Raw genomic sequence first — 26,458 nt, forward strand, 5'->3', positions numbered from 1 at the left:
AATCTTATCATGATTTCTTGCTCAACGATTAAATCCGAAATCGAGTAATAGTTTGCTTCAATTTCTCTGCTTGCTCTTTTAAATCCGAAGCTAAACTATCTACATTCTCCATAATTAAAGCTTGTTCATGTGTAGTCGTCGTTACTTCTTCTGCTCCTGCTGACGTTTCTTCTGCAATAGCTGCTACTTCCTCCGTTTGCTGGGACGTATGCTCAATGCTCTCCATTTGACGATCGACAAGTTCAGTTATGTCTTGAACTTCCGCTACCACATTGTGAACCTTTTTCGTCATATCAGCAATGACCACATCGGTTTCGGCCCCTTTTTGCGCACCTTCATTGGCCGCTGCCACTTGCTCTGTAATTTGTCTAACAACAACTTGAACTTCGTGCTGAATATTTTGAATAAAGCCAGTGATGCCTTGAACCGCTTTCGCACTTTCGTCGGCTAATAAACGAACTTCCTCCGCTACGACCGCAAAGCCTCTCCCATGCTCTCCAGCACGAGCAGCTTCAATGGAGGCATTTAAAGCAAGCAAATTCGTTTGTGCTGCAATATCGCCAACAAGCTCGATAATTTGGCCAATCTTATTTGCATTTTCCTCTAAACGCTTGACCGACTTTAAGGATGCTCGATTTTCTTCAGCTAAACTCTCAATTCCTTGTACGAGGGAAGCAATCACTTCTTTACTCTTCATCAGTTCATTCATCATCTCACTTGAAGAAGCAACGGATGCTTTTGCCTTACTTTGTACTTGATGTGCAATCATCGTGACATCTTCCATAGACTGAGCCGTACTCATAATAGATACAGCTGAAGTATCCGCACCTTTTGAAATATCATCAATTGTAGCTGCAATAGTTTCCGCTTGCTGAGAGGCCTTCTTCGCTTCTTCTGAAATATGGATCACTTTACGATTCGTTTCTTGAAAATTCTCCTCAATGCTTTGAACCATTTCTCTTAAGTTAAACAGCATATGATTGAAAGCAACACCTAGAGAACGAATTTCATCATCGGCCTTCGCTAATTCCACTTCTTCTGTAATATTTCCATTCGCCGCATCTAACGCTACTGCCTCTAATTTGCGCAATGGATTGATAATCACGCCTGCTGCAAAAAAGGCAAGTATACCTGACCAAATAATCCCTAATGATAATGTAATAATAATAAAAGCAACTAAATTCCATTCTGGAAAAAATAATGGTTGTAGAACAAAAATAAACAAACCTGACGTTGTATAAGTAACTAAGGCTACCAATGTAATAAAAATGGCCATTTGTTTTCGTAAGCCGAACTTAAAATGCTTTCTCTCTGCCATTGCTTTTCCCCCTTGTACACGCGCCTACACTCCTAATTTCTTAATTAGTTTAGTAATTAAGGACTCAAGCTCCCTAAATGTTTCTCGATATACATCTTGCGAACCACCATAGGGATCCATAACATCCGTATTGGTTATATCGTCATTTACGTACTCTTTTAAAGTGAAAACCTTATCCAAAGTTTTTGGGAAAGAATTAATAATGGTGGATTTATGTCCTTCTGTCATTGTAAGAATATGAGTAGCCCACTCCAATTCTTCTTCTGACAACGACATAGAGGAATGATGATGTATAATATTATGCTCACGTAATGTTTTTTCGGCATATACGGAGGCTTCTTGACCCGTAGCTGCATATACACCTGCTGATTTCACCTTAACTCCTGGAATATTCTTGTCTTTCAAAATCGCTTCTGCCATAGGACTTCTACATGTATTCCCTGTACAAACGAAAAGTATTTTAATCATTTTGCTGGACCTCCTTTATGTTTATAATTATACATGACAGCCCCATGAGTATTATCGATACTTTTGACCTACTTATTATTAAAATTTAACATATTATCACTGTAAAAAACTAGATTTTTTCTGTAATTTTTACAGTAATTTCACATTTCCGACATAACCCTTTATTCAACAAACTTCAAAACCCCAGAGCTTATGAAGTTTCGTTATGTATATCGTTCTACTATTGATCAGCGATTGGGACAACTACATCAAAAGCTTGGTTTTATAGGTATAATTACCTGCAAACCTAATCGTAACGTATATCAAGAGCAGAAACAATTCACGCACTATTACACTTTTATGAATTTTTTTCACAACTGTATTAGTATTTAGTTAAACAGTAACAACTTTAGTCCGAAGGCACAAAGAATACTTCCTCCTAATATCTCACTGTATAACCCTAAAAGACCTTGAATCTTCCTTCCAATTAATAGCCCGCTCCATGTTAAAATCATCGCCGCCAAACCAAAGCATGTAAGTGCCAAAATGGTCCTTGCTCCATAAATTCCGAGTGTTAGACCAACGGAAAAGCTATCTAAACTCACACTTAAAGCAAATACTAGCAACCCTTTGCCGACCGGTGCAAGCGTGGCACTTTCCCCGCCTTTTATACCTGAAAACAACATCTGAATTCCAAGAAGAATAAGCAGTATGCCCCCTGCATAAGCAGCAAATGTACCAAATTGTTCCGATAAAAAACGACCGCATATTATACCTAACAAGGGCATCCAGATATGAAAGAATCCAACTGTCAGCCCAATCTTGAATATTTGTTTTAGACGTAATTTAAACATCCCCATACCTAATCCTATAGAAAAAGCATCCATCCCTAACGCAAATGCCATAATGATTAATGTAATCAGTTCACTCATAACAGCCTGCATACGATTCCTCCTCGAATATGCTTGTACTTATACAAGCTATGTATATCGGAGAAAAGTTAGAATCAAAAATGAAACCATAAAAAAGTGAAGCACCCAGCTAATCATAAGCTGGGTGCTTCACTTTAAAATACAATCAATTATTGTTCAATCATTTGTTGACCCGCCGCTTTAAACAAACGATTCATAATCGCTTGACCAATTCCTGCCTGCGGGAACACTTCACTATAAATAATATCCACATGTACATCATCAAATTGCCGCAGTGCATCATATAGACCACTCGCAATTGTGGATAACTCTGCTAAAGATCCTGGAGCTACAATATAGTCTGCTTCATACAACGCTTGATGCTCGCTAGCCGCAAGTAGACCTACTTTCATTCCCTCTGCTCGTTTCTCATTAATCAATTGCTGTATAAAAGCACGCTCACCTTTTATTAACGTAAGTGGTGCCTTTGGGGCATAGTGAGTATATTTCATTCCTGGTGCCTTTGGCGCCTCATCTTTTTTTACGAACGCTCGATCTTCTTTTACCTGCCCGATAATCGTTTCTAATTGTTCTTTCGTCACACCACCCGGACGAAGAATGATTGGAATATCTTCTGTACAATCTAATATTGTCGATTCCACCCCTACTCCCGTCGGACCACCATCCACAATACCGGCTATACGACCATATAAATCATCTTGAACATGTTTCGCTAAAGTAGGGCTAGGCTTTCCAGATGTATTAGCGCTTGGTGCAGCAATAGGAAGACCACTTGCCTCAATTAATTGGTGAGCTACAGCATGATCAGGCATACGAACAGCTACTGTATCTAGTCCAGCTGTAACCGCTGCAGCTAGTGTTCCAGGCTTTTGCTTCAAAATAAGCGTTAAAGGCCCCGGCCAAAATGCATCCATTAATTGTTTCGCAATAGGCGGAATATCCACAACAATCTCTTCAAGCTGAGATTGGGATGCAATGTGGACAATTAACGGATTATCATTCGGACGCCCTTTTGCCTCAAACACTTTTTTGACAGCTTCTTCACTTCTCGCATTTGCTCCTAATCCATATACCGTCTCTGTTGGAAAGGCCACTACTTCATTTTTAGCTAATAAGTGAGCAGCTTCTATTATCTGTGGATAAGGCCGTGTATTATCCACAGTTTTATCCACTATCCAAAGCTTTGTTTCCACAACTAACACCTTCATTTCATCTTCACATTTCATCTTACTTCAAATTGCCATCAAAACAACAAATATCGACATAAATTATCAACAATTATCCGCTCATACACTTAAAAAGTATAGAAGAATACACACTATAATACAAACATTATCCACAAACTGTGTATACTTTGTGGATAACTATGTCACAGCGACTTTAACAACTGTTTATATATCGTGGATAAATTTGTGGATAAATTACTTAAAAAACTTTAGAAAAGATTTCTGCAAATAAAGATTTTTCTACAATTTGCGGCTCTTCTTCTCCATCATATACAGATTGACTGGCGGCCACTACTTTTTGTGCCAGTTCTTTTTGTTGTGGTTCTTCCTCATCATATACAGGTTGATTAGCCGTAACCACTTTTTGTGCTGGTTCTTCTTGTTGTGGTTCTTCCTCATCGTGTACAGGTTGACTTTCGGCAGCCGTTTTTGGCGTGATTTGCTGTTGTTCTTCTTGCTCTTCAACAATTTCTTCAACACTGGCGTCAGTCTTATTTTCTTCCACTTGACTATTTTCTGTCTCAGTCGGTTGCACAGACACAGATTCAGCAGGTACTTCTTCCTCTTCAAATGGAGTTTGACTTACCGCTGTCCCATTTGAAAAATCAAGAAAACACATCGGTGGAAATAGCACACACCACCAATTCGCTCCGTCCCCTTCACCTAATGTAATAATAACAGCCTCATAATCACCTGCTGGATATAAATATTGACCATACAGTTTTGTTGGAAATTCTGCTTGGCCAAAATCTACTTGTACCGACTGATCCAATCCTTCCTCAGCTACTACACGCTCAGCCGTTGCCTGAATATCATCTAAATGTGACGTAATCACTTTCCTTGCTTCCTCTAATGACGTTAATTCCGCCACCCACTCTGTAATATCTTTATTCACTTCATCCCGAATTAAGCGTTTAACAGCCTGATCTGCCTCCCGATCACTATTAGCTAGTATTCTTAAACGAATCGCCTCATCCGGAATAACCATCGTATCCGCTTGTGCCGTTTCCTGCTTCGGTATATATAAACTAATAATTGTTCCTATTGTTAAGATTAATAGATATATAATAGCTAAGTTTCGTTTCTTCATTCCTCTCGCCCCCTTGTACCCACAGTCTCACCAATTTTTCCATATCTTAAACTAGTAAATTAATATATTTTCTAAATGGCGAGATGGGAAAGGGGATTGAAAAACTTCCTCATATAGACCGGCTGTGTAGACAGCTTATTTCAAAGAGGCTCTCCCATAAAGTGAAACTTACGTCAGCAGAGTCTTACAGTGCAGGATAAAAAAGGCTGCCTAAAGAGTCTAGACCAGCCTCGCAAATACCATACGATCTTTTCCGTTTATATCATATTCCACCGATACTTCAGCCTGGCTAAACGCACCGCGTAAAAGCTCGGCTACACGTTCGCCTTGACCCGCACCAACCTCAAAGCCAATTAATCCAGGGATACGCATTACAGACGGCAGTTCTTCCATAAACCGTCGATAAAAATCGAGGCCATCCACACCTGCAAATAGCGCACGATGCGGTTCATGCTCCGTCACCACTTCAGACATCTCCATCCTATCAGCATCTGGAATATAAGGCGGATTGGACAATAACACATCAAATTGTTGACCTGCTTCTATAAAGGGCTGCAATAAATCTCCCTGAACGAATTGGACATCCGCTTCTAAAGCTTTAGCATTCCGCTTCGCTACTTGCAGGGAAGGACTAGCGATATCCGTCGCTGTGACTCGTAGACGCGGTTCTTCAAGCTTCATGGTAATGGCAATCGCTCCGCTTCCAGTACCTACATCCACTACATGTACCTCTTTATCTTTAGGGAACATCGATTGAATTTTGCGCAGCGTATGATACACTAATTCTTCTGTTTCCGGCCTTGGAATGAGTACCTCTTCATTAACCAAAAACGTTCGTCCATAAAACTCTTCGTTTCCTATAATATATTGAATCGGCATTCCTTCTGCATGTTGTTTGACAGCTTTTTCAAAAGCAGTGAATGCATCACCCGATAATTCATCACGCAAGCTTGCAAATAGCTGCGAGCGACTCATTTGTAAAATATGCTGCAATAACAACTCCCCAGCATTTGCATCACGACCGTATTCCTTTAAAAAAGAAGAAGCCCAATTGAGGGCTTCGTATACTTTACGCACGGAACTACTCATTAGCTTGCTCCAATTTCGAAGATTGATCTTCTAAAATTAATGCGTCAATCACTTCATCTAGTTTCCCTTCCATAATTTGATCTAACTTTTGAATCGTTAAACCAATACGATGGTCGGTTACGCGATTTTGCGGGAAATTGTACGTACGAATACGTTCCGAACGATCTCCAGTACCAACCGCAAGCTTTCGATTTTGATCGTATTCCGCTTGAGCTTCTCTTTGAAACTTATCATACACACGAGCACGCAATACTTTCATCGCTTTCTCTCTGTTTTTATGCTGCGATTTTTCATCTTGACACGTAACAACGACGCCTGTAGGAATGTGGGTTAACCGAACAGCTGACATCGTCGTATTAACGCTTTGACCACCTGCACCAGAAGATGCATATGTATCAAAACGGATATCTTTATCATGAATTTCAATTTCTACTTCTTCTGTTTCAGGTAAAACGACTACTGTTGCCGTAGACGTATGAATGCGGCCGCCTGACTCTGTTTCAGGAACACGTTGAACTCGATGAGCGCCATTTTCAAACTTCAGCTTCGAGTATGCCCCTTGGCCATTAATCATAAAGATAATTTCCTTAAAGCCGCCTAAACCTGTTGCATTCGTCTCAATGACTTCCGTTTTCCAACCTTGCATTTCGGCATAACGGCTGTACATGCGGTATAAGTTCCCAGCGAATAAAGCAGCCTCATCTCCACCAGCTGCACCGCGAATTTCCATAATAACGTTTTTATCATCATTTGGGTCTTTCGGAATCAGCAAGATTTTCAATTTCCCTTGAAGCTGTTCTTCTACTTCCTCTAGCTCACTAAGCTCTTCCTTTACCATGTCTCGCATATCTGCATCCAGCTTCTCTTCAAGCATCGCCTTCGCATCTTGAATTTGTTCTTTTACTGATTTATATTCTTTATATGTCATAACCGTTTCTTGAATATCTGATTGCTCTTTCGAATATTCACGAAGTTTTTTCGAATCATTAATCACTTCCGGATCACTTAATAATTCATTTAACCGTTCATATCTATCTTCCACTGCTTGTAATCGATCAAACACGCTTATTCACCTCATTATGTTCTCTGCCATACACCAAGAACTCGACTTTGTAATCACACTTCTTTCATTATAGTATATGCAAATAATGAACGTCAAAGAGATTCAAATGAACTGCAAACAATCCTAGAAAACGAAACGAGCATCCAGAACATATCCTTCCCATATATAAAAAGCTGATCTCCCTTAGCTCAGGAAAAGTCAGCTTTATCGTGGAATATTCTTTATTTCTCGCTTATTTTCAAAGTTATAACGGTGGATTAGCATGGCACTTCCTACAAACTGGATAATAGGTATCATTCCCGCCAATTTGTATTTGGTCCCCTACGTAAACCGGTTTCCCTTGTTCATCTACTCTTAAATTCATAATGGCTTTTCTATGGCAGAACCAGCATATAGTTTTCATTTCTTCAATTTTATCAGCGTATATCAATAAATAGCGACTTCCTTCAAATAACTCATTTTGGAAATCATTTTTAAGACCAAATCCCATCACAGGAATATCTAACTCATCGACGATTTCTGTTAATTGCAGAACATGCTCTTTTTTTAAGAACTGCACCTCATCTACTAATACACAATACGGCTTTTCAGCATGCTCTTTGACGATATTAACAATATTCGTTTCATCAAAAATAGGAATTGCTTTTCTTTTTAGTCCTATTCTACTCGAAACATGTCCTACTTCATCCCTTGTATCGATACCAGAAGTAAACATTAAGACCGGCTTATTTTGTTCTTCATAATTGTACGCTACTTTTAAAATTTCAATAGACTTCCCACTGTTCATAGCCCCGTATTTAAAAAATAATTGTGCCATTCGAATCCTCCTTGCTCACTTACTTCACAGCATACCGAATGATTTGCTTTCTATCCATTTTATCGAGCCAAATACAAAAATCCCTTTTCATTTATCCGTTTAAGGCCATAAAAAAACAGGCAAGAAAATGCACTTGCCTGTTTTTTAACTTCACCTTATGATTTAAGGCCGTATTTTTTGTTGAAACGGTCAACACGTCCGCCAGCTTCAGCGAATTTTTGACGTCCAGTGTAGAATGGATGACATTCAGAACAAGTCTCAACTCGGATCTCTTCTTTTACTGAACCTGTTTCAAATGTGTTACCGCAAGAGCAAATAACTTTTGCAGCTTTATAATTTGGATGGATTCCAGCTTTCATTCTTTTCAGCTCCTTCTGCCCTGAATCTTGCGAAACAGAGTTATATTAACCAAGATGTGATTGCAATAACCACACATTTATTGTAAAAACACATGAATCTATTATAACAAGTCTATGAGCGTTGTGCAAGTAGTTTCATGAATGCTCTCGACTAAGAGCGTTTTGCACTCGCAACTCCCTTTTTCATTTCCTCATCTAACTTGCTAAAAAATTCTTCATTGCTTTTCGTTTGTCTTAAGCGACGCAGGAACTTCTCGGCAAAATCAGGAGAATCAGACATCGTTTTACGGATAGCCCACAGCTTGTCTAAATGTTCTTTCGGAATCAGAAGCTCTTCCTTCCTTGTTCCAGAACGTCTAATATCAATCGCTGGGAAAATACGTCTTTCTGCCAATGAACGATCTAGATGAAGCTCCATGTTACCTGTCCCTTTAAATTCTTCATAAATAACATCATCCATACGCGAACCTGTATCGACTAATGCCGTAGCTAAAATCGTTAAACTGCCGCCCTCTTCAATATTACGCGCAGCACCAAAGAATCGTTTTGGTCGATGGAAAGCTGCTGGATCAATCCCTCCGGACAATGTACGTCCACTTGGTGGAATGACAAGATTATAGGCACGAGCCAAACGCGTAATACTATCCATTAAAATAATAACATCGCGTTTATGCTCTACTAAACGCATCGCACGTTCTAGCACAAGTTCAGCTACTTTAATATGATTTTCAGGCACTTCATCAAACGTTGAACTTACAACATCGCCCGCTACCGAACGCTCAATATCCGTTACCTCTTCCGGACGCTCATCAATAAGTAAAACAATCAATTCCGCATCAGGATGGTTCGTTGTAATGGAATTGGCAATTTCTTTAATGAGCATCGTTTTCCCTGCCTTTGGAGGGGCAACAATTAAACCACGTTGACCAAATCCAACAGGGGCTAACACATCCATAATTCTTGTTGATAAGTTTCTAGGAGTCGTTTCCAACTTAATTTGGCGATTTGGATATAACGGCGTTAAGCCAGGGAAATGCACACGCTCTTTAGCGGACTCCGGATTATCTCCATTAACCGCCTCCACGTGCAAGAGCCCATAATAACGCTCGTTTTCCTTCGGTGGACGTACTTTTCCCGATACTTTATCCCCATTACGTAAATCAAATCTACGAATTTGCGACGCAGAAATATAAATATCTTCCGAACTAGGAGAATAATTAATCGGACGTAAGAAGCCAAATCCCTCTGAAGGAATAATTTCTAATACACCCTCCATAAACAGCAGTCCGTCTTGTTCAGCTTGAGCCTTCAAAATAGCAAAAATCAGTTCCTTCTTCGAGAGCTTGCTGTAATAAGACACTTTATACTGACGTGCGTGCTCATATAGATCTTTTAGTTTCATGTTTTCTAAATTAGAAATAGTTAAATTCATTCTGACACCACACTTTAGTTAATTAGACATATTTCACCCATACTGAAAAAAGAAATGATTAATGGATAGAAAGAAAAACCACAATCTTGTACCTGAACCGGCTTTTCTCTTTTAGAAAGGATGATACACTCTCACTTTAATGAAGAAATAAATGGAAGGCTTCTTGAAGTTAGGAGTTAAAGGTAGAATATTTTTTTATATCATAGGAAATTAAGTTTTATTGTACTTCCTTTAAATTAAATATTCAACTTAAAAAATTTTTATAGGGAAAGCGAGCGATCATCATCGCCCGCTTTTTCATAAATAACATGCAAATATTTTAATGATTCAATTATCCCACAAAACCGTTTGGTTTAATCGCAATGCTGTGACGTCCTTCAACAAAACGAACAGTACCTGATTTTGCACGCATAACAACTGAATGAGTTGAACCGTAATGTCCTTTAAATTGAACACCGCGTAACAATTCTCCATCCGTTACCCCTGTTGCTGCGAAGATAGCATCATCACCGCGAACAAGATCTTCCATACGGAGAACTTTATTTACATCAAGGCCCATTTTCCCGCAACGAATTAATTCTTCATCACTCTGCGGAAGTAATTTCCCTTGGAGTTCTCCACCTAAGCATTTTAATGCAACGGCAGAAATAACACCTTCTGGAGCTCCGCCTGAACCGAATAAAATATCGACACCTGTTTGATCAAAAGCTGTATTAATCGCCGCAGCTACATCACCATCATTAATGAGCTTAATCCGCGCTCCCGCTTCGCGCAGTTCATGAATAATTTTAGCATGACGATCGCGATTTAAAACAGTCGCTACTACATCTTGAATGTCTTTATTTTTTGCTTTGGCAACAGCTTTCAAGTTATCCAAAACAGATGCATTTATATCAATCTTTCCAACCGCTTCCGGCCCAACAGCGATTTTATCCATATACATATCAGGAGCATGAAGAAGATTGCCTCGATCAGCGACAGCTAGCACGGCTAATGCATTCCAACTACCAGATGCAACGATATTCGTTCCTTCTAAAGGATCTACAGCTATATCAACTAAAGGGCCAATTCCCGTCCCTAATTTCTCGCCGATATATAACATAGGAGCTTCGTCCATTTCACCTTCTCCGATAACGACCGTTCCTTGCATAGGAATCGTATTAAATACATCACGCATTGCTGTAGTGGCAGCATCATCTGCTTCGTTTTTCTTTCCGCGTCCCATCCAACGTGCAGAAGATAAAGCTGCTGCTTCTGTAACGCGAACAAGCTCCATTGATAAGCTTCTTTCCATTACTGGTTCCTCCTCAGTGTTCACTAACATATATGACTTTTTATATTTTTATACCAACAATAGTATAACACATTATATCATATACGATAACACAATAAGAGAAGAATTCAGCTTTTTAGCTGTTCTACTTCTTCTTGCGTCATTTTTTCACGCCAAATAGTCGCTCCGAGTCCCGAAAGCTTCTCTACTAAATGACTATATCCACGATCAATATGCTCAAGTCCTGTTACTTCAGTTACCCCTTCGGCCATAAGACCTGCAATAACAAGAGCAGCACCTGCTCGTAAATCGCTCGCTTTGACCTTCGCACCTTGCAACTGAACAGAACCGTCAATAATTGCGGATCTTCCTTCGACTTTAATCTTCCCATTCATTCGACGAAGTTCATCAATATGCTTAAAGCGAGCACCATAAATCGTATCTGTGACAATGCTTGAACCGTTAGCCCTCGTTAATAAAGAGGTAAATGGCTGCTGTAAGTCCGTTGGAAAACCAGGATATACGAGCGTCTTAATATCAACAGCTTTCAATCCCTCTCCTCGTGAAATAAACATTTGGTCATCTGCCACCTCAATCTGAACACCTGCTTCACGAAGTTTAGCTGTAACAGATTCAAGATGCTGAGGAATCACATTATCGATTAAAATCCCTTCCCCTACGGCTGCTGCCAAAATCATAAACGTTCCCGCTTCAATTCGGTCTGGAATAATCGTATGGCGACAACCATGCAGATGCTCTACTCCATCAATGCGAATAATATCCGTTCCCGCTCCTTTAATTTTGGCACCCATGTTCGTTAGTAACGTAGCAACATCAATGATTTCCGGCTCTTTTGCTGCATTTTCAATCACGGTTCTTCCTTTTGCCAAAACAGCAGCTAACATAATATTAATCGTAGCCCCAACACTTACGACATCAAGGTAAATACGAGCTCCTTTTAATTCATCTGCTCGCAAATAAATGGCACCTTGTTCATTTGTTACTTTAGCCCCTAGTGCTTCAAATCCCTTAATGTGCTGATCGATTGGGCGAGGACCTAAATGACAGCCGCCAGGGAGACCGATAACAGCCTTTTTAAATTTCCCAAGCATAGCCCCCATTAAATAGTAAGAGGCACGAAGCTTTTTCACACGCCCGTTTGGTAATGGCATAGAAACCATCTGTCTAGGATCTACCGTCATTTCTCCATCTTCAAAACGAACTTGTCCCCCGATTTCTTCCATTAACGCTTGTAATGTTTGCACATCCGAAATATCTGGTAACCCTTCAATCGTCACAGGAGAATCCGCTAAAATAGTTGCAGGTATTAGAGCAACTGCACTGTTTTTAGCACCGCTTACACGAATGCTTCCTTTCAAAGGATAACCGCCAGCTATTTTTAATTTTTCCATATTAAACTCCCTTCTACGCTAAGCACTGAAGAAGATATTTTAAATAGTTATTTTTTCCAATTGACATGTGCAAAAATCGACAAATTTATTTTTTCATTTTATTAGTGTGTACAAAATTGGCAAATTCATGTAAGAAATTAAGAAAAAATAAAAAGAAAACTCGTCGATTGGCTCGCTTTTAGGTAACCTGAAGCGTAGTTGCCCGTATACGATTTCCCTAAACTAAGCGACTACGTCAAAATGACTTCTATACGATTATATAAAAATCGCACAAAATACCATGGCTTAGCGAGAAAGACTCTTATTGTTCTGTACGTGAGCTCCAGTCCTTAAGAAATGCTTCAATCCCTTTGTCTGTTAGCGGGTGATTGAATAATTGTAGAATAACTTTATAAGGAACTGTCGCAATATGCGCACCTTTTAAAGCAGCTTCTGTAATATGCATTGGGTGACGAATAGATGCTGCGATAATTTCCGTTTGAATATCATGAATAGCAAAAATATCTGCAATGTCTGAAATGAGTTGTAAACCATTTTGTCCGATATCATCTAAACGACCGAGGAATGGTGATACATAAGTAGCTCCTGCTCGAGCCGCTAACAGCGCTTGGTTGGCACTGAAAATAAGCGTAACATTTGTCTTAACTCCTTTTTTCGAAAGAGCCGCTACCGTTTTTAAACCGTCTGGAGTCATTGGCACTTTAATCGTGATATTTGGAGCGATGGCCGTTAGCTCTTCTGCTTCCTTCATCATTCCTTCAAAATCAAGAGCAATAACCTCTGCAGATACAGAATCTTTCACTAAGCTTGTAATTTCTTTTAAACGTTCATGAAACGAAACGCCTTTTTCCTTTGCTACTAGTGATGGATTCGTTGTTACACCTGCTAAAATCCCTAAAGCATGTGCTTCACGAATTTCTTCAATATTTGCTGTATCAATAAAAAATTTCATGAGTAAGCCTCCAATAAGTAAGTAATTGATAACAAAGTCCTTTCATGCTAAATGAACGTAACTCCTGCATGAAAGGACATAAGATGGATTATTAAAAAAGATTACGCTTTTCCGTTCGAACCAAATTCACGAATCTTTCCAATAACAGTTTCTTTAATCGCTTCACGTCCAGGTCCGATAAATTTACGAGGATCGTATACTTTTGCATCCTTATTCAAAATATCACGAACTACTTTCGTAAAGACGATTTGATTTTCTGTATTTACATTGATCTTAGATGTTCCAAGTGAGATCGCTTTTTGGATATCTTTCGTAGGAATGCCCGTACCACCGTGCAGCACTAATGGAATTTTCGTTAAATCACGAACCTCTTCCATTTCTTTATATCCAAGGTTTGGTTCACCTTTATAAGGGCCATGAACAGACCCAAGTGCTGGAGCAAAGCAGTCCACATTTGTTTCTTTTACTAACTGTTCACACTCTTTTGGATCCGCATAAATAACACCTTCAGCCACAACGTCATCTTCTTGTCCGCCAACTGTTCCTACTTCCGCTTCTACAGATACGTTACGTGCATGTGCATATTCTACCACTTGCTTTGTTGTACTAATATTTTCTTCAATCGGGTGATGAGACGCATCAATCATGACAGATGTGAAGCCAGCATCGATTGCTTCTTTACACTTCTCAAAGCTTGATCCATGATCTAAATGAATCGCAACAGGAACTGTAATATTCATATCTTCTAATAAACCTTTAACAAGCATTACAGTCGTTTTAAATCCACCCATATAGCGGGCAGCTCCCTCAGATACTCCTAGAATAACCGGAGACTTTTCTTCTTCTGCCGCAGCTAAAATGGCTTGTGTCCATTCTAAATTATTAATGTTGAATTGCCCCACTGCGTATTTTTCTGCAAGTGCTTTGTTCAACATTTCTTTCATTGAAACTAAAGGCATGTTTGTTCCTCCTATGTAAATAAAAATCTAAGTGTTTTTTACAACATGTATCCAATCTCTAGCTATACCCTTAAATGACTCTGGTCAATCGCTTAGAGTTCATGTTTTTTCTCTTTTAGCATATCAATACATGAAAAAAACAGCAACAAATACCCCATGTTTATTTACTTACTTTTAGGCTATATTTTGTTGTTTGCTTATTTCCGCTCCGGCATCTTGAAAGACGTGAGAAACTGCTTTTCATAACAACACGGCTGTTCTTTTTCATAAGGACAGCCGTGTTGTTATGGTTAGAAAGAGCTAAAAACATGTCCATACACCGTTTCATCCTCATGGGAAACACTTATTGAACATTGTCGAATCAATTAGATTGAATCGGTAAATAATCCCGGACAGCTTTTCTTATATCATCAATATCAAATGGTTTAGCAAAATGAGTAATAGCTCCTAATTCCTTCGCTTCCTGAATCATATCGAGTTCTCCATAAGCTGTCATAATAATCACCCGAATCTCGGGTTTAATTTTCTTTACTCGTTTTAAAATTTCAATGCCATCCATACCTGGAATTTTCATATCTAATAAAACTAAATCAGGATCATGTTGGTGAACGATTTCGAGCGCCTGTACACCATTTGCTGCTTGATAAGTTTCATACCCTTCTCGAACCATAACTTCATTTAACAAAATCCTAATTCCAAATTGATCGTCGACAATTAAGATTTTCCCCGCCATACTACCACCTCTTCTTTATCTCCTGAGTTTTTCGTATAAACTATTCTCTCGCTTCATAATTCGCTAATAATGATAAAATTCCTGCATTAGCACATTAGTAATATACATTAACATTTATCACTATTTTATCCTTTTTCTCCATAATGTACAGACAAAATCATTCAATTCGTGAAAAACTGCAATTTCTGATAGTATGAAAAGAAAAAATGAAAGGAAGCTTACATACTCCATGTTGAAAATATTTTCTACTCAAATTAATGGGTTATTTAAAAAAATGATGGACCATGAAGAATTTCATATAGAAGATGCTGCCCGGCTCTTAGCTCAAGCCGTTATCGGTGAAGGATTCATTTATATATATGGATTCGAAGAAATGGACGGTATAACGAAAGAGGCCTTAAGTGGTGTTGAACCTTTACCTGCAGCAAAGGTCTATCATCTTGATGAAGCACTAACACTCGGCTCTGAAGACCGTTTCTTATTGTTCAGTCGATTCTCTAACGACCCGGAAGCCATTCGATTAGCACAACGATTACAACAAGCAGACATTCCTTTTGTTGCTGTATCGACCGTTATTGAAGCAGAAGACGATTCTCTCGCTACACTCGCTGATGTGCATATTGATTTACGCGTACAACGAGGATTAATTCCAGATGAATTAGGCAATCGAGTCGGCTACCCTACTTTATTAATCGCTTTATTCGCTTACCATGGTATTAAATTCACCATAGAGGAAATTTTACAGGAGTATCAGTGAATCAGCGGAATTCCTCCTGAGAACAAATAGACAAAGAGGCTGCCCAATTGGACAGCCTCTTGTTATTTTTTACGCGTTTTCGCTGCGTTGTAATGCCGTGCCAACAAAGTCACGGAATAGCGGCTGCGGGCGATTTGGGCGTGAAATAAACTCTGGATGGAATTGTGATGCCACAAACCAAGGATGATCTGTCAACTCTACGATTTCTACTAGACGTCCGTCTGGGCTTGTACCAGAGAAGACAAAACCAGCTTTCTCCATCTGTGGACGATATTCATTATTGAATTCATAGCGATGACGGTGACGTTCGTAAACAACAGCTTCTTTATATGCTTCAAACGCTTTTGTTCCTTCTGTCAATTTACATGGGTATAATCCAAGACGAAGCGTTCCACCTAAATCTTCCACATCTTTTTGTTCAGGAAGCAAGTCGATAATTGGATTTTTTGTCTCTGGCTTAATTTCCGCTGAATGTGCATCCGGTAAGTTTAATACGTTGCGCGCATACTCAATAGATGCTAGCTGCATACCTAAGCAAATGCCAAGGAACGGAACTTTATTGACACGTGCATATTCAATCGCCACAATTTTCCCTTCAATTCCACGGTCACCGAAACCGCCTGGAACAAGAATACCATCTGCACTTTGAAGCAATTCTGCCACATTTTCTTTCGTAACATGTTCAGAGTTAATCCAATCAATTTCAACATCCGCATCGAAAGAATAGCCGGCATGTTTTAATGCTTCTACAACAGAAAGGTAAGCATCTTGTAATTCAACATATTTCCCAACAAGAGCAATTTTTGTTTTCTTTGTAAGAGATGTTACTTTTGCTACAAGCTCTTTCCAATCTTCCATATCAGCTTGACCACAATCTAATTTCAAATGGTCACAGACGATTTGGTCCATGTTTTGTTCTTGCAATGAAAGTGGAATTGAGTATAGTGTATCTGCATCTTGACATTCAATAACAGAATCTTTGTCAATATCGCAGAATAACGCTAATTTATCTTTCATGTCTTGTGAAATAGGTTGCTCAGTACGCACGACGATAATGTTTGGTTGAATACCTAAACTACGAAGTTCTTTTACACTATGCTGAGTTGGTTTTGTTTTCAATTCACCCGCTGCTTTGATATATGGAACAAGCGTACAGTGAATGTACATTACATTATCACGACCGATATCACTCTTAATTTGACGGATCGCTTCTAGGAATGGAAGAGACTCGATATCCCCTACAGTTCCTCCAATTTCCGTAATAACAACATCAGCATTCGTTTCTTTTCCAGAACGGAAAACACGATCTTTAATTTCATTTGTAATATGTGGAATAACTTGAACTGTTCCACCTAAATAATCACCGCGACGTTCCTTTTTCAACACCGTTGAGTAAATTTTACCTGTTGTTACGTTACTATGTTTACCTAGGTTAATATCGATAAAACGCTCATAGTGGCCTAAGTCTAAATCTGTTTCTGCTCCATCATCTGTTACGAATACTTCTCCGTGCTGATACGGACTCATAGTACCTGGATCCAAGTTAATGTATGGATCAAATTTTTGAATAGTTACATTTAATCCTCTATTTTTTAAAAGTCTCCCTAAAGAAGAAGCTGTAATCCCTTTACCTAGGGAAGAAACTACTCCACCTGTTACAAAAATATATTTGGTCATGATATGTCCTCCTCTTAAAGTTATCAACCAATGCTGTTGATTTAATTACTGCTCAGATGCTTACCCAGCAACGCGCACACCCTCTGTTCATCCTACAACTTCCACTCGGCTTCCTACCTAGTTTCTACTTCTTTAAAAAATTCATTTGAAAAAATAAAAAAATGATGTCATTGTTCATTCCATCATCTGTAGTCCATTACCGATTAAAAGCTGTACATATACTAGCAGCTCTTGTTTTACCTATACTAACTTACTCAGCCCATTACAGACCAAGCAGTACAAGACAATTACACTGTGTTATATAGCGCCATTCATTTTTTAACCTATTTCATCTAGTGAAAAGGCATAACAAACGAAAGTCTCATAAAAAATACACCCAAAAATAAAAACGCTCCACCTACTATTGTAAGGGAGCGATATCATTTATCATTGTGTCCTTTTTAAGGAGCCCAAAAATGATTCTACAAATTTCGTCATCAAAAGTCAAGTCCGATTATTTTACTTTTTATCTTCCTCATCTTCGAATACTTCTTCTTCTTCCTCTTCTTCGTCTTCTTCGTCCAACTCAAATTCTTCATCTTTTAATAAATCTTCATCCAAATCGTCTTCTTCGTCTACGTCATCAAGAAGATCATCATCTAAGTCATCGTCATCATCAAGAAGATCGTCATCTTCACTATCATCAAGATCTTCTGCTAAATCATCAAGATCTTCATCAAATTCTAAATCTTCATCATCCAATTCATCGAAACCGTCAACCACAGCAGCTGCAGCCTTCTTCGATTTCTTTTTCTTTTTCGGTTTATCTGTATGTACAACTTCTTCTTCTACTTGATCCACTGGATACCAAATTTTTAATCCCCAACGATTTTCCCCAAGTGAAGTAAAGCGACCATCTACATTTAAATCTGTATAAAACTGAGCAATTTTAGCCGCAAGTTCTTCTTTTGATACACCTTTTAATGCAGCCATTTCTGCCACTAAATCATTAAAAAAGATTGGCTCATTTTTCTCTACTAATAAATCGTATGCTAATTCAATTAACGACATTTCCGCTAATTGTTCTTTTGAATATTGTTGTAAACTCAAATGACACACTTCCCTTCTCTATTTAAAAAACTCCACTTAATCATTCCATTTTTTATAGAATCTGTTATATGACGTTGTTGACTTTTGAATAATAGTATTAATTAACCTTTTAATCAACTATTTAACTAGAACTAATATGTACAACTCTAGCTAAACATATAAACCATTATAAACAAATTGCAGAGGTTTATGCTAGTTCAATCTAAATACTTTCACAGTTTTTCCTATTGTATTCCTCTTATTTTACATTTTTTTGACGATAAGCTGCTGCAAAACAAATAATCGATAAAATTAGAAAGGCAATCGCTCCTAATTGATGTTCATATAATGTGATACAGACAAACAAAGTGAACACACAGCCAATGATCATCATAAGCAGTCTCATACATTTCTCAACTCCCAAATGGGGTATTCCCTGTTTTATCATCTATTATAATCGAAAAGTCTACTAAACGAATGGTATATAATGAAATACCATCTTGTTCTTTTCTTTACTTTGTTATAGAACGCTGTTGATTTTTGGCTCATTTCGTGCGGAATCGAGGTTTCGTACGCCTTTTCTTAAGACCATGTGATGGACAGGATTGATGAATCAACAATAAAAGAAGGTTGTCGAACATGTTCGACAACCTTCCTCCCTTTTACGTATTTCTTCTATATTTTCCGCCAACTTCATATAAAGCATGGGTAATTTGGCCAAGGCTTGCAACTTTAACCGTTTCCATAAGCTCTGCGAAAAGATTTTCTCCATTTAGCGCTGCTGCTTTTAGACGGTTGATTGCCTCATCGTATAGAGGTTTATTTCTTTCTTGGAAAGCTCGAAGGTTTAAGATTTGACCTTCTTTTTCTTCGTACGTTGCTCGAGCAATCTCCATGCTGTCGATTTCTTCAAGAGAAGGAGGATTTGGGTTTAAATACGTATTAACACCAATGATTGGTAATTCCCCACTATGTTTCTTCATTTCATAGGTCATCGACTCTTCTTGAATTTTCCCACGTTGATACTGTGTTTCCATTGCTCCTAGCACGCCGCCACGATCGTTAATTCGATCGAACTCCTGAAGAACAGCCTCTTCCACTAGGTCCGTTAATTCATCGACAATAAACGCTCCTTGCAGCGGATTTTCATTTTTAGAAAGACCATGTTCTTTCGTAATAATCATTTGAATAGCCATAGCACGTCTAACGGATTCTTCCGTTGGCGTTGTAATCGCTTCATCATATGCATTTGTATGCAATGAGTTACAATTATCTTGAAGAGCCATTAACGCTTGTAAAGTCGTTCGAATGTCATTGAAATCAATTTCTTGAGCATGCAGTGAGCGACCAGACGTTTGAACATGGTACTTCAGCTTTTGGCTTCGTTCATTTGCTCCATACTTATTGCGCATTACCGTTGCCCAAATTCGGCGTGCCACACGCCCAATTACTGTATACTCCGGATCAAGCCCGTTAGAGAAGAAGAACGATAAGTTTGGTGCAAAGTCATCAATATTCATGCCTCTGCTCAGGTAATATTCGACATATGTCAAACCATTTGCAAGCGTGAAGGCAAGCTGAGAAATTGGATTCGCTCCAGCTTCTGCAATATGATACCCTGAAATGGATACAGAATAGTAATTTCTTACTTTATTATTAATAAAATACTCTTGAATATCACCCATTAATTTCAACGCAAACTCTGTAGAGAAGATACATGTGTTTTGTCCTTGATCTTCTTTTAGAATATCAGCCTGAACCGTTCCACGTACCGTTTGCAATGTATATGCCTTTACTTCTGCATATTCTTGCTCCGTCAACTTACGACCTAGCTCTTGCTCCTTTTTCTCTACCTGTTGGTGAATGGCTGTGTTCATGTATAGCGCTAAAATAATTGGTGCAGGCCCATTGATTGTCATTGACACCGATGTAGATGGATGACAAAGATCAAAGCCATCATATAATTTTTTCATATCATCTAACGTACAAACGTTAACACCGCTTTCCCCGATTTTCCCAAAGATATCTGGACGATAATCTGGATCTTCTCCATAAAGAGTCACGGAGTCAAAAGCCGTACTCAATCGCTTCGCATCATCATCCTTCGATAAGTAATGGAAACGACGATTTGTTCGTTCAGGCGGCCCTTCTCCAGCAAATTGACGTTTCGGATCTTCTCCCTCACGTTTGAACGGGAAAACCCCAGCCGTATAAGGGAAAGCACCTGGTACATTTTCACGATAAACCCAACGTAAAATTTCACCATAATCTTCATACTTTGGAAGCGAAACCTTTGGAATGGACAGACCCGAAAGACTTTTCGTTTGCAATTGTGTCACGATTTCTTTATCACGGACCTTCGTGACTAATTTCTCGCCTGCATACTGTTCTTTAAGTGCTTGCCATCCCGCTAAAACTTTCCTGGATTCGTTAGTTAATTGAGAGACCGCTTCTTCTTTCAATGCTTCGAGAGCAGCGATTACGCCTTCATTGTTCTCACGATCTTGAACAGCTGCTATCGCACCTTCTAGCTGGAATACTTTTCGAGCAATTCTAGCTTGTTCTTCTGATTGCTTATGATATGAACGAACCGTTTCACTAATTTCTCGTAAATAGTAACGACGATCTGTTGGAATAATCACGTCTTGCTTATGAACTTCCGCTTTCTTTGAAAAACGAGTGCTCCATTGTACACCTGTTTTCTCATTTAATTTTTCAATTAATGCAGCGAATAAGGCATTTGTTCCTTCATCATTAAATTGAGAAGCAATTGTACCATAGACAGGCATATCCGTTAAATCACGGTCAAACTCCTGACGACTTCTTTGATACTGCTTACGAACTTGGTTGCGCGCATCCTCTGAACCTTTGCGCTCGAACTTGTTAATAACAATTAAATCAGCATAATCAATCATATCAATTTTCTCTAACTGTGAAGGGGCTCCAAATTCGCTCGTCATCACATACATTGCTACATCACAAATCTCTGCAATTTCAGCATCACCTTGACCAATACCGCTCGTTTCTACGACGATTAAGTCAAATCCAGCTGCTTTTGTAACTGAAATGGCATCTTTAATAGCTAAAGAAAGCTCTGTTCTAGAGTTTCGAGTAGCTAAACTTCTCATATAAACGCGATCTGAGAAAATGGCATTCATTCGAATTCGGTCACCCAGTAAAGCCCCGCCTGTTTTTTGCTTTGTCGGGTCAACCGAAAGAACGGCAACTCTTCGATCAGGTACTTCATTAAGGAAACGACGAATCAATTCATCTGTTAAGGAGCTTTTTCCTGCACCGCCTGTTCCTGTAATACCGAGAACCGGAACCGCTTGCTCAGATGTCTTAATTTGTTCAAGGAGGCTTTCTGTTGTAGCCGCTGATTCGCAAACAGTATCAAGCTTATTCTCAGCAAAGGTAATAAATTGCGCAACTGCTTTTACATCGCCACTCAACAGCTGATCTAAACGATTTTGCAATGGCGATTGAACTGTTGGATAATCACACTCCTGAAGCATTAAATTAATCATCCCTTGAAGGCCATACTCTCGCCCATCATCAGGTGAAAAAATTCTTGCAATTCCATAGTCATGCAATTCTTTAATTTCGCGAGGGATAATAACGCCTCCGCCACCCGCATAAATCCGAATATGCGATGCTCCTTTTTCCTTCAACAAATCATACATATATTTAAAATACTCAACATGTCCGCCTTGGTAGGAAGACATCGCAATTCCTTGTACATCCTCTTGAATTGCCGCATTGACTACTTCCTCAACAGAACGGTTATGACCTAGATGAATAACTTCTACTCCGCTCGATTGTAAAATACGTCTCATAATATTAATCGATGCATCATGACCATCAAATAAACTAGATGCTGTAACAAAACGAATATGGTTCTTTGGTTTATATACTTCTATCTCACTCATGGGACTCCCCCTCATTAAAATGTTTTAGATTCGATACCTTCCTTGTTCGATATACCTTTTAACATTAATTCCGTCTGAAGCTCAATATACTCTTTTAAAGAGTACGTTTTATTCAATGCCCATCTGCGGAAACTCCACATTTGCCCATGTACAAAAATGTTATGAGCCATGAGATATACTTCTTTTTCATTTAATTCAATTTCACCTTTGTCGACACATTGTTGAATCAGTTGCTCAAATATGGAGACCATTTCAAGCTCCTTCTTTAATACATAGGATAAAGCATCTTTTGTCAGTGCTTTCACTTCTTGATACATGACAAGCACTTCATCCTGTCTTTCATCAATAGATTGATAGAAGTAAGCAATCGATCGCTTTAACCCTTCAAGTGTGCCGTCACTTTTATGAAATTCTTCTTGTAAATTTTCTTGAAATTGTTCATAAATATAATCGCACACGAGATATAAGACATCTTCTTTTGAGCGAATATATTCATAAAGAGTGCCAATACTAAACCCGGCCGCTTTAGCAATTTCTCGAGTAGTTGTTCGATGGAAGCCCTTTTCACGAAAAAGAGTTACAGCACCTTTAATCATTTGCCTCCGTCGCTTCTCGACAAGCCGCTCATCCTTAACAGATGCATGAACCTCTCTCTTCTCCATCCTCCCTCTCCTTTATAAAGCGAGTTACCCGGCACTATGCTTACAGCCGGATAACTGCTCACTCATTTTATTTATTTTGTCACCATTCTTGAGATAACAAGCTTTTGAATTTCTTGTGTTCCCTCATAAATTTGAGTAATTTTCGCATCACGCATATAGCGCTCTACTGGATAATCTTTTGTATAACCATACCCGCCAAATACTTGAACAGCCTCTGTTGTTACTTTCATAGCTGTGTCACCTGCAAATAGCTTAGACATCGCAGATTCTTTCCCGTATGGTAGACCTTCAGATTCTAACCATGCAGCTTGGTATGTTAATAGTCTAGCTGCTTCAATGTTTGTTGCCATCTCCGCTAATTTGAAACCAATTCCTTGTTGAAGAGCAATTGGCTTTCCAAATTGAACACGCTCTTTCGCGTAATCCGTTGCAGCATCCATTGCTCCTTGTGCGATTCCAACTGCTTGAGCAGCAATTCCATTACGACCGCCATCAAGTGTCATCATCGCAATTTTGAAGCCTTCACCTTCTTGCCCTAGTAAGTTTTCTTTTGGTACACGGCAATCTTCAAAAATGATTTCTGTTGTTGGAGACGAACGAATACCTAATTTTTGTTCTTTTTTCCCTACGCTGAAGCCTGGGAAGTCTTTTTCAACGATAAATGCACTTGTTCCTTTTTGTTTAGATTCTGGATCTGTTAGTGCAAACACTACATATGTATCCGCAATACCACCATTTGTGATAAAGATTTTAGAGCCATTTAAAATATATTCATCGCCAACTAGTTTAGCTGTTGTTCTCATGCCGCCTGCATCTGAACCTGAACCTGGTTCTGTTAAACCGTACCCACCAATTTTTTCACCTTGCGCCATTGGACGTAAATATTTTTGTTTTTGTTCTTCAGAGCCAAATTTATAAATCGGCCAACCTGCAAGTGATGTATGTGCAGATAGTGTAACACCTGTAGAAGCACATACTCTTGATAGTTCTTCAATTGCAATACAGTATGCTAAATAATCGCTGCCGATACCGCCGTACTGTTCTGGCCAAGGAATACCTGTTAAACCAAGCTCCGCCATTTTATCAAAAATTTCGCGATCAAAACGCTCTTCTTCATCACGCTCAGCTGCTGTTGGAGCTACTTCATTTAACGCAAAATCGCGAACCATTTTTCTAATCATTTCATGTTCTTCTGTTAATTTAAATTGCATAATCTTTTCCCCCAATAAATGTGATTTTTTATAGATGTTTACTAATAACCATTCGTTGAATTTCACTTGTTCCTTCATAAATCTCTGTTACTTTTGCATCACGGAAATAACGTTCCACAGGATATTCCTTCGTATATCCATAACCACCAAACACTTGAATAGCTTCAGTTGTCACTTCCACCGCTGTTTTAGAAGCAAACAGCTTTGCCATCGAAGCTTGCTTGCTGCATGGCAGCCCTTGTGCGCGCAGAGATGCAGCTTGATAGATTAGTAGTCTAGATGCTTCGATTGCTGTCGCCATATCAGCTAGCTTAAAGCCAATGCCCTGCTGCATGGCAATTGGTTTTCCAAATTGAATGCGCTCTTTTGCATATTGCACAGCGTGTTGATAGGCTCCTTCGGCAATCCCAAGTGCCTGAGCAGCAATTCCAATTCGCCCGACATCGAGGTTGGCCATGGCGATTTTAAACCCTTCTCCTTCTTGACCAAGCAAATTCGCCGCTGGGATTCGCATATCTTCAAACGATAATTGAAGAGTCCTCGAACCATGAAGTCCCATCTTATGCTCATCTTTGCCGAAGATTAAACCAGGTGTTCCTTTCTCCACAATAAAGGCTGAGATTCCCTTACTGCCCTTGGCCGGATCAGTCGAAGCAAAAACAATGTATACATCAGCCTCTCCGCCGTTTGTGATAAACACTTTCGAACCATTAATGCGGTAAAAATCCCCCTCCTTTACCGCTTTCGTTTTCAAACTTGCAGCATCTGAGCCTGCACTCGGTTCGGTTAAACAAAAAGCGCCAAGCCATTCACCTGAAGCAAGCTTCGGTACGTAGTGTTGCTTTTGCTCTTCCGTACCAAAATAAACAATTGGATTTGTACCAACTGACGTATGTACAGAGAGAATAACGCCGATTGTTGGGCTTACTTTTGAAATCTCATGAATCGCAATAATATAGGACATGAAATCCATTTCAGCCCCGCCGTATTTCTCCGGGATGGGAATACCCATCAAACCAAGCTCCCCCATTTTGTACAAAATCTCGCGCGGAAATTCACCATTTTCCATATTTGCTACAAACGGAGAAATATGTTCTCTAGCAAAATCACGGACCATATTCCGCATCATTTGTTGCTCTTCCGTAAATTGCAGTTTCATGAATATTCCTCCCACTAAAAATCAAATGCAAGACTTAGTTATACTCGTAAAAGCCACGTCCTGATTTCTTGCCATACCAACCTGCTTTTACATATTTGCGCAGCAGTGGACATGGACGATATTTATCATCACCGAAGCCTTCGTGCAATGTTTCCATAATGTATAGACATGTATCTAAGCCAATAAAATCAGCAAGTGTTAATGGCCCCATTGGATGATTCATACCAAGTTTCATGACATCATCAATGGCTTCTTTTGTCGCTACACCTTCATACAAGGCATAGATGGCTTCATTAATCATTGGCAGCAAAATGCGGTTCGACACAAACCCAGGAGCATCATTGACTTCTACTGGAACTTTACCTAATAATTTAGCCATTTCTTCAATTGTCACGTATACTTCATCAGCAGTTGCCAGCCCGCGAATAATCTCTACCAATTTCATAACAGGAACTGGATTCATAAAATGCATGCCAATCACTTGCGTTGGACGTTTTGTCGCAGCAGCAATTTCTGTAATCGGTAATGATGATGTATTCGTTGCTAAAATAGCATGTGCTGGAGCAATTTGATCTAAATGTGCAAACAACTTTGACTTAATTTCCATATTTTCTACAGCTGCTTCAATAACTAAATCAACATTTGCTGCATTTTGCAGATCAGTTGATGGCGTTAATCTTGATAAAGTCGCATCTCGCAATTCTGCAGTAATCTTTTCCTTTTCTACTTGGCGAGCTAGATTTTTTGTAATAGTAGCCAGACCTTTTTCTACAAAAGCTTCTTGTAAGTCGTGTAGAATAACCTGATAGCCACCCATTGCACATACTTGGGCAATACCTGAACCCATTTGCCCCGCTCCAATGACCATTATTCTTTTAATTGCCATGACTGTA

At 39.1% G+C, this 26,458-nt stretch carries 24 protein-coding genes and 1 pseudogene; 1 reads left to right on the plus strand and 24 read right to left on the minus strand.

The window, feature by feature from the left end; all coding sequences use genetic code 11:
- Positions 1 to 28: 28 nt before the first annotated feature.
- From V7068_RS00250 to V7068_RS00325, 16 genes and pseudogenes are all read right to left on the minus strand, one after another.
- A complete protein-coding gene (locus V7068_RS00250; protein ID WP_499710434.1) occupies positions 29 to 976 on the minus strand; it encodes a methyl-accepting chemotaxis protein in 948 nt (315 codons plus the stop codon).
- Positions 968 to 1,318, minus strand: a pseudogene (locus V7068_RS00255) (HAMP domain-containing protein); the annotation flags it as partial. The pseudogene V7068_RS00255 and the gene V7068_RS00250, both read right to left, overlap by 9 nt.
- A 24-nt stretch (positions 1,319 to 1,342) precedes the next feature.
- Positions 1,343 to 1,786 carry a low molecular weight protein arginine phosphatase gene (locus tag V7068_RS00260; RefSeq protein WP_499710392.1) on the minus strand — a complete coding sequence of 148 codons (444 nt, stop codon included), beginning with the start codon at positions 1,784 to 1,786 and terminating at the stop codon, positions 1,343 to 1,345.
- Positions 1,787 to 2,154: 368 nt separating this feature from the next.
- Complete coding sequence (locus tag V7068_RS00265; protein WP_499710393.1) at positions 2,155 to 2,709, minus strand: manganese efflux pump MntP; 555 nt, start codon at positions 2,707 to 2,709, stop codon at positions 2,155 to 2,157.
- Between the two features lie 137 nt (positions 2,710 to 2,846).
- Positions 2,847 to 3,890: an L-threonylcarbamoyladenylate synthase gene (locus V7068_RS00270; RefSeq protein ID WP_499710436.1), complete on the minus strand. Its 1,044-nt coding sequence runs from the start codon at positions 3,888 to 3,890 to the stop codon at positions 2,847 to 2,849.
- A 232-nt stretch (positions 3,891 to 4,122) separates the two neighbouring features.
- The gene (gene spoIIR / locus V7068_RS00275) at positions 4,123 to 5,013 is read right to left on the minus strand and encodes a stage II sporulation protein R (protein WP_499710394.1); all 891 of its coding nucleotides are present in this window, start codon (positions 5,011 to 5,013) and stop codon (positions 4,123 to 4,125) included.
- Positions 5,014 to 5,232: 219 nt separating this feature from the next.
- Positions 5,233 to 6,102, minus strand: coding sequence for a peptide chain release factor N(5)-glutamine methyltransferase (gene prmC, locus V7068_RS00280; protein ID WP_499710395.1), 870 nt, complete (start codon positions 6,100 to 6,102; stop codon positions 5,233 to 5,235).
- Positions 6,095 to 7,165: a peptide chain release factor 1 gene (gene prfA, locus V7068_RS00285; protein ID WP_499710396.1), complete on the minus strand. Its 1,071-nt coding sequence runs from the start codon at positions 7,163 to 7,165 to the stop codon at positions 6,095 to 6,097. Before prfA ends, prmC begins: the two co-directional genes overlap by 8 nt.
- Before the next feature lie 244 nt (positions 7,166 to 7,409).
- A complete protein-coding gene (locus tag V7068_RS00290; protein WP_252292080.1) occupies positions 7,410 to 7,982 on the minus strand; it encodes a thymidine kinase in 573 nt (190 codons plus the stop codon).
- 155 nt (positions 7,983 to 8,137) lie between these two features.
- Positions 8,138 to 8,341, minus strand: coding sequence for a 50S ribosomal protein L31 (gene rpmE, locus V7068_RS00295; protein WP_127762220.1), 204 nt, complete (start codon positions 8,339 to 8,341; stop codon positions 8,138 to 8,140).
- Positions 8,342 to 8,492: 151 nt separating this feature from the next.
- A complete protein-coding gene (gene rho / locus V7068_RS00300; protein ID WP_119115803.1) occupies positions 8,493 to 9,773 on the minus strand; it encodes a transcription termination factor Rho in 1,281 nt (426 codons plus the stop codon).
- A gap of 331 nt (positions 9,774 to 10,104) precedes the next feature.
- On the minus strand, positions 10,105 to 11,067 hold the full coding sequence (gene glpX, locus V7068_RS00305) for a class II fructose-bisphosphatase (protein ID WP_499710397.1): 963 nt from the start codon (positions 11,065 to 11,067) through the stop codon (positions 10,105 to 10,107).
- Positions 11,068 to 11,174: 107 nt separating this feature from the next.
- On the minus strand, positions 11,175 to 12,458 hold the full coding sequence (gene murA, locus V7068_RS00310; RefSeq protein WP_252292084.1) for a UDP-N-acetylglucosamine 1-carboxyvinyltransferase: 1,284 nt from the start codon (positions 12,456 to 12,458) through the stop codon (positions 11,175 to 11,177).
- Positions 12,459 to 12,759: 301 nt separating this feature from the next.
- Positions 12,760 to 13,410 (minus strand): fructose-6-phosphate aldolase, encoded by a 651-nt coding sequence (gene fsa / locus V7068_RS00315; RefSeq protein WP_499710399.1) that lies wholly within the window; start codon positions 13,408 to 13,410, stop codon positions 12,760 to 12,762.
- A gap of 101 nt (positions 13,411 to 13,511) precedes the next feature.
- The gene (locus tag V7068_RS00320) at positions 13,512 to 14,369 is read right to left on the minus strand and encodes a class II fructose-bisphosphate aldolase (RefSeq protein WP_127762224.1); all 858 of its coding nucleotides are present in this window, start codon (positions 14,367 to 14,369) and stop codon (positions 13,512 to 13,514) included.
- A gap of 361 nt (positions 14,370 to 14,730) precedes the next feature.
- Positions 14,731 to 15,102 carry a response regulator gene (locus V7068_RS00325; protein WP_119116223.1) on the minus strand — a complete coding sequence of 124 codons (372 nt, stop codon included), beginning with the start codon at positions 15,100 to 15,102 and terminating at the stop codon, positions 14,731 to 14,733.
- Between the two features lie 229 nt (positions 15,103 to 15,331).
- Here V7068_RS00325 and V7068_RS00330 point away from each other — a divergent pair, with 229 nt between their 5' ends.
- Entirely contained in the window at positions 15,332 to 15,859 is a 528-nt protein-coding gene (locus V7068_RS00330) for a DUF2529 domain-containing protein (RefSeq protein WP_499710400.1), read from the plus strand.
- A 69-nt stretch (positions 15,860 to 15,928) separates the two neighbouring features.
- Here the strand turns inward: V7068_RS00330 and pyrG are convergent, their stop codons facing one another.
- The 8 genes from pyrG to V7068_RS00370 all read right to left on the minus strand — a co-directional run bounded on the left by pyrG (position 15,929) and on the right by V7068_RS00370 (position 26,451).
- Positions 15,929 to 17,536, minus strand: coding sequence for a CTP synthase (pyrG, locus tag V7068_RS00335; protein WP_499710401.1), 1,608 nt, complete (start codon positions 17,534 to 17,536; stop codon positions 15,929 to 15,931).
- Positions 17,537 to 18,034: 498 nt separating this feature from the next.
- A complete protein-coding gene (gene rpoE, locus V7068_RS00340; RefSeq protein WP_499710402.1) occupies positions 18,035 to 18,634 on the minus strand; it encodes a DNA-directed RNA polymerase subunit delta in 600 nt (199 codons plus the stop codon).
- Positions 18,635 to 18,863: 229 nt separating this feature from the next.
- Positions 18,864 to 19,010 (minus strand): hypothetical protein, encoded by a 147-nt coding sequence (locus tag V7068_RS00345; protein WP_499710403.1) that lies wholly within the window; start codon positions 19,008 to 19,010, stop codon positions 18,864 to 18,866.
- A gap of 256 nt (positions 19,011 to 19,266) precedes the next feature.
- Positions 19,267 to 22,533 (minus strand): fused isobutyryl-CoA mutase/GTPase IcmF, encoded by a 3,267-nt coding sequence (gene icmF / locus V7068_RS00350; protein WP_499710404.1) that lies wholly within the window; start codon positions 22,531 to 22,533, stop codon positions 19,267 to 19,269.
- Between the two features lie 14 nt (positions 22,534 to 22,547).
- On the minus strand, positions 22,548 to 23,195 hold the full coding sequence (locus V7068_RS00355) for a TetR/AcrR family transcriptional regulator (protein ID WP_499710406.1): 648 nt from the start codon (positions 23,193 to 23,195) through the stop codon (positions 22,548 to 22,550).
- 71 nt (positions 23,196 to 23,266) lie between these two features.
- A complete protein-coding gene (locus V7068_RS00360) occupies positions 23,267 to 24,406 on the minus strand; it encodes an acyl-CoA dehydrogenase (protein WP_127762230.1) in 1,140 nt (379 codons plus the stop codon).
- A gap of 28 nt (positions 24,407 to 24,434) precedes the next feature.
- Positions 24,435 to 25,565, minus strand: a complete 1,131-nt coding sequence (locus V7068_RS00365) for an acyl-CoA dehydrogenase (RefSeq protein WP_499710408.1) — start codon at positions 25,563 to 25,565, stop codon at positions 24,435 to 24,437.
- A gap of 34 nt (positions 25,566 to 25,599) precedes the next feature.
- The gene (locus tag V7068_RS00370) at positions 25,600 to 26,451 is read right to left on the minus strand and encodes a 3-hydroxybutyryl-CoA dehydrogenase (protein ID WP_499710409.1); all 852 of its coding nucleotides are present in this window, start codon (positions 26,449 to 26,451) and stop codon (positions 25,600 to 25,602) included.
- Positions 26,452 to 26,458: the final 7 nt, after the last annotated feature.

Origin of the sequence: Bacillus sp. JJ634, assembly GCF_036962285.1 — a bacterium.
Classification (GTDB): domain Bacteria; phylum Bacillota; class Bacilli; order Bacillales; family DSM-1321; genus Peribacillus; species Peribacillus asahii_A.